Source organism: Polaromonas sp. P1_G4 (genome assembly GCF_056405475.1).
Genome location: NZ_JBFUCA010000185.1, coordinates 1 through 7,558, shown reverse-complemented (window position 1 = coordinate 7,558; position 7,558 = coordinate 1). Strand labels below are relative to the sequence as shown.

Below are 7,558 nucleotides of genomic sequence, written 5' to 3'. Positions count from 1 at the left end.
GGTCGTCATCACCGGCCGGGACCAGGTGTCACTGGACCAAGCCAAAACCCAACTGGGCACAGGCGCCATCGCCCTGCGCAACGACGCAGGGGCCAGCGGCTCGGCCAAGGCACTGGCCAGCGCATTGGCCGCCGAAGGCGTCACGCTGGACGCCGTGTTCATCAATGCCGGCCTGGCCAAGTTCGCCCCGCTGGAAAGCGTAGACGAAGCACTCTGGGACGACACCTTCAACGTCAACGTGAAAGGCGCATTCTTTGCGATCCAGGCGCTGTCGCCGCTGCTGAACACGGGCGCCGCCATCATCCTGAACGGATCGATCAATGCCCACATCGGCATGCCCAACTCCAGCGTTTACGCCGCCAGCAAGGCCGCGTTGATTTCGCTGGCAAAAACGCTGTCGGGTGAGCTGGTGGCGCGTGGCATCCGCGTCAATGTGGTGAGCCCCGGCCCGGTTACGACGCCGCTGTACGGCAAGCTTGGCGTGCCTGCAGACCAGCTCGATGCGCTGGCCGCCGGCATCCAGGCGCAAGTGCCGCTGAAACGCTTCGGCACGCCCGACGAAGTGGCCAGCGCCGTGGTGTATTTGTCATCGCCTGATGCGGCTTTTATTGTCGGCACCGAGCTGATCGTCGACGGCGGCATGAGCCAGCTGTAAGCACTTCCCGCGCTCGCCGCGCAAACAAAAGAGGGCGATGCCGTTGCCGGCATCGCCCTCCTTTTTTGGTTGCGCAAAAACTCAGTATTGCCAGAAGATGCGCTGCAGTTCCTTGCTGTCAATGTTCTTGGTCAAGGCCACGGCGGCCAGGATGCGGGCCTTTTGCGGGTTCAGGTCATGCGCGACCACCCAGTCGTACTTGTCGTCAGGCTGCTCGGCGTTGCGCAGCACAAAGCCTTCGGGCACACGCGAGGAGCGCACGACCTGGATGCCTTTGGCGCGAACTTCCTGCAGCGCAGGAACCACACGGTCGGCCACGGAGCCGTTGCCGGTGCCGCCGTGGATCAGGGCCTTGATACCAGTCTTGCCGACAGAGTCCACCGCAGAGCGCGGCACGTTGCCGTAGCCATAGACGATATCTACCGGCGCCAGCGCCTCGAATTCGTCAATGTTGAATTCGGACTGCGCGGTGTGGCGCTTCACGGGCGCGCGGAACCAGTAATTCTGGCCTTCCACCACCATGCCCAGCGGGCCCCACTGGCTCTTGAAGGCCTCGGTCTTGATGTTGATGGTTTTGGTGACATCACGGCCGCTCTGGAGTTCGTCGTTCATCGTGACCAGCACGCCTTTGCCGGCGGCATCCTTGCTGGCGGCCACGCTGACGGCGTTAAACAGGTTGAGCGCACCATCGGCCGACAGCGCCGTACCCGGGCGCATGGAGCCGACCACCACGATGGGCTTGCTGGTGCGGATCACGAGATTCAGGAAGTAGGCGGTTTCTTCCAGGGTGTCGGTACCGTGGGTCACCACGATGCCGTCCACGTCGGACTGCTTGACCAGCGCCGAGATGCGCTTGCCCAATTTCACCAGGTTGTCGTTAGTGAAACTTTCGGAAGCAATTTGCGAGACCTGCTCGCCCTTGACGTTGGCCACGTTGGCCAATTCCGGCAAACCGGCCAGCAACTTGTCGACCGGCACCTTGGCGGCAGCGTAGGTCGCGCTGTTCAGGGCCGAAGCGCCGGCGCCGGCAATGGTGCCGCCGGTGGCCAGGATCACGACATTGGGTTTGGCGGCGGTTTGCGCCAGCGCGGGCGCGCCGAGCGTGGTAAACGCCACCAGGCCAAGCGCGGCGCCCATGTGACGAAATGTTGAGGTTATTTGCATGTATGTCTCCAAGGAAATGGAATTTGTCTGATTTTTTGCGCACAGCGAGCAAAACAAGCGGTTTCACCTGCCTGTGCGGCGATTTCCCTGGCCTTGCGGCCAAAGGTGGCTCATCGTAGCGACGCTGGCAGCCCCCAGCGATGCATAATGTAACGAGGGGTATGACTAAAACTCACACCCTTCAGCAGCATGGCCCCATGCGTCTCCGGCGACCCGGCAGCGACATACCCGCAGCGACATGAACCTCAGGCAACTTGAAGTCTTCCAGGCGGTGATGCAGACCGGCAACATGAGCGCCGCGGCGCGGCTGATCTGCATCACGCCCTCGGCCGTCAGCAAGACGATTGCGCACACGGAATTGCAACTGGGCTACAAACTTTTTACCCGCGGCAAGGGCACGCTGGCCCCCACGCCCGAAGCGCGCGTGCTGTTTGAAGAATCCTCGCAAATCCACCAGAAGCTGGACGGGCTCAAGCGCATTGCCGTCAACCTGCGGCAGTCGGCCGGCGGCCAGGTACGGCTTGCGGCCATTCCGTCCGTCAGCCATGAGTTTCTCCCGCTGGTGCTGGAAAGGCACATGGCGCGCTACCCGCGCGTTCGCGTCGAGGTGCGCACCCTGCACCAGGACCAGATGGTGCAGGCACTGTTGACGCGCAGCGTGGACTTTGCCCTTGGTTTTTATGAACACCCGCACCCGTTGTTGACCAGTTCGACGCTGGTGAGCGGCCCGCTCTACCTGGCCGTCACGCGCGACATCTGGCAGCGGGCCGTGAAGGCCAGGCGCCAGAACCCGATGTCTTTCCTGGCCAGCATGCCGCTGATACGGCTGGTGGGTGAGGATCCGATGTGCCAGTCGATCGACGACCTGGCGCGCCACCTGGGCCTGACCGCCCCCGAAGGTTTGCAGGTGCACACCTCGCGGCTGGCGCTGGAGCTGGTCAAGCGCGGCATGGGCTGGACAGTGGTGGACTTCCTGACGGCCAGCAACCTGGACCCGCAATCATTGACAGCGGTGCCGCTGCATGACTTTGCCCAGGCACCGCTCCAGATGTATTTTGCGAGCAGCACACCACCGGGGCAGGATGCGCTGCGCATGCTGGAGATGCTGCCAGAACTTTTACACGGCGTGATGGCCGCAACGTACTAAGCACACCCGACTCATCGCAGCCCCCAAACCAGCAGGGGCCGCGGAACTGGCTTTGCCAGGCCGCAGGCGCCGCCCCTGGAAGGGGGAAGGCGCTACACGCAGTGAGCGTCCGACGGGGTGGGCCAGTCTAGCGACGGCGACGGAACGCCCCAGCCAGGACCGCAACGCCCAGCCCCAGCCCCCACAGCGGCCACAGGCCGTAGCGGGACACCCAGTGGGCATACGGCGTGATGCCGTTGCGGCCCTGGACGTCGCCGTTCAGCACGCCGCGGGTGTGGCGCTCCAGCGAATGCGTGACTTTGCCCTGATGGTCGATGATGACCGTGGCACCGGTGTTGGTGGCGCGGATCATCGGTCGGCTGAATTCCAGCGCGCGCATGCGCGAAATTTGCAGGTGCTGGTCAATCGCCACGGTGTTGCCGAACCAGGCGATGTTGCTGACATTGACAAAGATGGTCGGGGCGAGCGCAGGATCGATGAAGCGTGTGCCCAGCTCTTCGCCAAAAAGATCTTCGTAGCAGATGTTGGGCGCCAGCCGCTGGCCTTTCCATTCGAAGGAAGCCTGCCCGACCRCACCCCGGTTGAAGTCGCCCAGCGGGATGTGCATCATGTCGATAAACCACCTGAAACCCGTCGGTATGAACTCGCCGAACGGCACCAGATGATGCTTGTCGAAACGGTATGGCTCTGCTTGCCCGGGCTTGAAGCCCAGCACAGAGTTGGCGTACCCGGCCTGGGAGCTGCCAATCGGCAGGCCGATCAATGCCGCCTGGTTGCCGGCGGCAAACCTTGCCTGCAGCGCTTGCCAGTAGCCTTCCGGCAATTGCTGTGGCAGCACGGGGATGGCGGTTTCAGGCGCCACCACCAGCGGCGCTTTCGCATCGCGCAGCTGCTGGCCGTACCAGCGCAGCGCCGTGGCCACACCTGTGCCGGGCTGGAATTTTTCGTTCTGGGGAATGTTGCCCTGCAGCAGCGAGACACCCAGCGGCTCGGCGGGCTGGACCGGGGTATCGCCGGGCCAGGCGCTTTGCACCGGCAGATAACCCGCCACTATGCAGACAACCAGGATGCCGGTCACGTTCAGCCATTGCACATGGGATGAGCGCAGGGTCATCGCCAGCCATGCTGCAACCAGCGCGGCCAGGAAAGTCAGCCCATGCACGCCCACCCACGCGGCCAGCGGCCTGGCCCAGCCGTCGACGTGGGCATAACCGCCCTCGCCCCAGGGAAAGCCGGTAAAGAATTCGACCCGGGCCAGCTCTGCCAGCAGCCAGAGGGCTGCAAACACCGTGGCACGTGGCAGCCTGCGCCTGGGCGCCAGCTTCACGAAAAATGCGCAGGCCGCTGCGTAGTAGAGCCCCAGAAAGGCGGCGAGCAGCACGATGGCCAGTACGGTCAGGGGCGCTGCCAGCCCGCCGTAGTAGTGCATGGAAATGAACAGCCACCAGAAGGTGCTGCACAACATCGCCGTGCCGAAAAGACCGCCCATCCAGGCGGCGCGCTTCCAGGAGCGGCAGCTGTCAAGTTGCGCGGCAAACAGGAAAAGCGCCAGCAGTTGCAGCCACCACAGCGGCTGGCCCTGTGCAAAACCAAAATCAAAAGGCCAGGCCATGCTTGCTGCATGGGTGCAACCAGCTATCAAAATAATAGCAATCTGGAACGGCGAAATGCCTTTGCGCGGCGGCGGGTTGCGCGCGTGCTCAAGCAACGCAGGCAAGGTGGGGAGATGGGACATCATGCTTTGAATCGAATCCCGTCCCATAGTCAGCCCGCCCTTTTTTTCGTGAATTCGTTGTCAGACGCCGGCGTTGACCGGCGACACCTTGAACCAGCGCACAGCCCCACCTTTGGTGTGCAGTACGGTGAACTGCAGGCCGGCCAGCGCGTAATGCTCGCCGCGCTTGGGAACATGGCCCATCTCATGCGCCACCAGCCCCCCGATCGTATCGAAGTCGGTTTCGGGCAGCGTCACACCAAAAGCTTCGTTGACACGCTCGATGGAGGTGTCGCCGCTGACGCGGTAGGTATGGTCGCTGAGGCCGAAGATGTCGCCCTCGTCTTCGGCAATGTCGAATTCGTCCTCGATCTCGCCGACGATCTGCTCGAGCACATCTTCAATGGTGATGAGGCCGGCCACGCGGCCGAATTCGTCAATGACGATGGCAAGGTGGTTGCGGTTGCCGCGGAATTCACGCAGCAGGTCGTTCAGCCCCTTGCTCTCCGGCACAAAGACGGCGGGCCGGAGCAGGGCCTTGATGTTGAGTTCGGGCGCGCGCTGCAGCTTGAGCAGATCCTTGGCCATCAGGATGCCGAGGATGTTTTCCTTTTCGCCTTCGTAGACGGGAAAGCGCGAGTGGGCGGTGTCGATCACCAGGTGCAGCAGTTCGTCGAACGGCGCGTCGATGTTGATCACGTCCATGCGCGGGGCTGCCACCATGACATCGCCCGCCGTCATGTCGGCCATGCGGATGACCCCCTCGAGCATCTCGCGGCTCTGGGCTCCGATGACGTCATTGTCCTGGGCTTCCACCAGGGTCTCGATCAACTCGTCCTTCGAGTCGGGGCCTGGGTGGAGCATTTCAGCGAGCTTCTGCAAAAAGCCGCGTTTGTCTTCTGGCCTGGAAGACCGACTGGGGGGAACGTCGGACACGTGATGGGCGGTCGGTAGTTGTGAAGGGGCTAAGGATAGCTGAAATCCTTGACGGTGCGCAGGCGTAATTGGCCGCCGCGTGCCGAAGCGGTTGGCTTTTGTATTTCCTGTTTGGGTTTGTGTCCATTCAGGGACACGTGGCGGAGGTTTGGATGATTTTTGGCGCGTAGCCAATGGAAATGAGCGCGAGCAGCTATTGAATTGATAGCGCCAAGCACGTCTTACGGCACCTGCTGCCTGGGTTGAGCCGGCACGCAGCCGGCTCTTGCGCCGACCCCGCGCGGGCCCCAGGCTGAAGCCATCACATCGGCATGCGGTCCCGTCCATCACGCACGCCCTGCCGCACTTCCTGAACCATCGCCAGCAGGTCCCAGAACTGCTTGGCCTGAACCTTGAGGCGGTAGTCGGTCTGGGCGATCTGCTCTTCGACCATTTCGGTCATGCGCGAGTCCAGGTCGGCCGGCGGCAGCTTCAGGTAGGCCTCGCTTTCAGAGCCGTCGCGTTCGATCGTGGCGCCGGCCTTGCGTGCGATGTTGAGCATGGCGGTGTTTTCGCTCAGCGCGTGGATGAACATCATGTCGACACCGTTGTTTCGGGCGTGCATGACGGCGCGGTCAAAAAGACGCGAGCCGTAGCCGCGGCCACGCGCCTGGGCCAATACAGACACGCCGAACTCGGCGCAGCTTTTCAGGTTGGGGTCGGTGGTATGCGCCAGGTGGGCCATGGCGATCAGTTCGAGCTTGCGGTTGTAAATACCGAAAATCTCGTYGCGCTCGAAGTTGAGCCCGTCCACATAGCGGTGAATCTGCTCATCGTTGGCCGAATAGCCAAAGCGCAGGTAACGGTCGTGGGGGCTCAGGGCCAGCAAATGGGTGGCGATGCGTTCCCCGTGGCTGGGGCCGATCGAGCGGATGGGAACCATGACGGGCTGGACGTGACGCGCTGGAGGTGCCGCGGAGGCGCGCTCTTCCACGGGAGGCCGGAAGAATTCCTTGCCTGCGTTATAGGATGCTCTTAAAAGGGTGCTGGGTGTAACCATGATCTCAATATAAGGGTTTTCCCTAGAATCAACAGTCTAGGGGCTTCTGAATCAGCGTCAATAGAGGGTCGCTTCAAAAAAACACCCTTATGTGGATTTTTCCCAATAAATACGGGCGCAGGCGGCTATTAAAAATATAGCAAACTGACACTTTCAGTTGCTCCGGCGCGTGGATTGTTGTGATACGGCAACACTTTTCGCGCACATCCGGGCAAGTCAGGCACATGGAAATGCCGGTTCCCCGGCTTCGCCCCCGGTTCAGCTCACAAAGGAACGGCCGTCGTCGCCTTGACCCGGTCCAGCACAAAACTCGTTTTGCAGTCCTGCACGCTGGGATGTTTGAGCAGGGTGTCCATGATGAAACGGCTGTAATGCGCCATGTCCTGCACCAGCACGCGCAGCAGGTAGTCCATCTCACCAGTCAGCGCTGCGCACTCGGCTACTTCAGGCCAGGTCTGCACGCTGGCCCGGAACAGGTCCATGGGGTTGCGCTTGTGGCTTTCGGTGTGCTTTTCCAGCCGTACGTTGATGTAAGCCGTGAGCCCCAGCCCCACAGCCTCGGGCTTGACGAGCGCCACATAGCGGTCGATGACGCCGCTTTCTTCAAGCCGCTTCACGCGCCGCAGAACCGCACTGGGTGAAAGCCCCACCTGCTCGGCGAGCAGATCGAAGGTAGCGCGACCATCGGCCTGCAGGCTGCGCAAAATGTGCCGATCAAGCTTGTCAAGTGCTTCCATGCGGATTATTTTGCAGTTTTACTGCGCCAATAGCAATACAAACGCCCCATTTCGCAGTAAAACTGACCGCCAGCGCCGCTAAAGTTACTTTATACGCACACCTATCTGGAGACACGCATGAATGCACGCGACGACACCGCCCTGAACTTTGAACAGGGCGCGGCCT

Annotated in this window: 7 protein-coding genes; 2 read left to right on the top strand and 5 right to left on the bottom strand. The window is 62.0% G+C overall.

Translation table 11 applies throughout. From position 1 onward, the window contains the following. A partial coding sequence (locus AC1D1X_RS11135) for an SDR family oxidoreductase (RefSeq protein WP_477698282.1) occupies positions 1-655 on the top strand: 655 nt, incomplete at its 5' end. 81 nt (positions 656-736) lie between these two features. On the opposite strand, the gene AC1D1X_RS11130 is transcribed toward AC1D1X_RS11135, so the two are convergent. Then, positions 737-1,792, bottom strand: a complete 1,056-nt coding sequence (locus AC1D1X_RS11130) for an asparaginase (RefSeq protein WP_477670218.1) — start codon at positions 1,790-1,792, stop codon at positions 737-739. 265 nt (positions 1,793-2,057) lie between these two features. On the opposite strand from AC1D1X_RS11130, the gene AC1D1X_RS11125 reads away from it, so the two are divergent. Next, positions 2,058-2,966 (top strand): LysR family transcriptional regulator, encoded by a 909-nt coding sequence (locus AC1D1X_RS11125; RefSeq protein ID WP_477670112.1) that lies wholly within the window; start codon positions 2,058-2,060, stop codon positions 2,964-2,966. A 127-nt stretch (positions 2,967-3,093) separates the two neighbouring features. Here AC1D1X_RS11125 and lnt read toward each other — a convergent pair whose 3' ends face one another. From lnt to AC1D1X_RS11105, 4 genes are all read right to left on the bottom strand, one after another. Then, on the bottom strand, positions 3,094-4,704 hold the full coding sequence (gene lnt / locus AC1D1X_RS11120; protein WP_477698281.1) for an apolipoprotein N-acyltransferase: 1,611 nt from the start codon (positions 4,702-4,704) through the stop codon (positions 3,094-3,096). 57 nt (positions 4,705-4,761) lie between these two features. Further along, the gene (locus tag AC1D1X_RS11115) at positions 4,762-5,544 is read right to left on the bottom strand and encodes an HlyC/CorC family transporter (protein ID WP_477670114.1); all 783 of its coding nucleotides are present in this window, start codon (positions 5,542-5,544) and stop codon (positions 4,762-4,764) included. A 373-nt stretch (positions 5,545-5,917) separates the two neighbouring features. Further along, complete coding sequence (locus AC1D1X_RS11110) at positions 5,918-6,655, bottom strand: GNAT family N-acetyltransferase (protein ID WP_477698280.1); 738 nt, start codon at positions 6,653-6,655, stop codon at positions 5,918-5,920. Positions 6,656-6,918: 263 nt separating this feature from the next. Beyond that, a complete protein-coding gene (locus tag AC1D1X_RS11105; protein WP_477670115.1) occupies positions 6,919-7,392 on the bottom strand; it encodes an Lrp/AsnC family transcriptional regulator in 474 nt (157 codons plus the stop codon). Positions 7,393-7,558: the final 166 nt, after the last annotated feature.

Coding starts and splice junctions, on each gene's coding strand:
- AC1D1X_RS11105 (WP_477670115.1), bottom strand. CDS start 7,392: ATGGAAGCACTTGACAAGCTTGATCGGCACATTTTGCGCAGCCTGCAG.
- AC1D1X_RS11125 (WP_477670112.1), top strand. CDS start 2,058: ATGAACCTCAGGCAACTTGAAGTCTTCCAGGCGGTGATGCAGACCGGC.
- AC1D1X_RS11130 (WP_477670218.1), bottom strand. CDS start 1,792: ATGGGCGCCGCGCTTGGCCTGGTGGCGTTTACCACGCTCGGCGCGCCC.
- AC1D1X_RS11115 (WP_477670114.1), bottom strand. CDS start 5,544: ATGCTCCACCCAGGCCCCGACTCGAAGGACGAGTTGATCGAGACCCTG.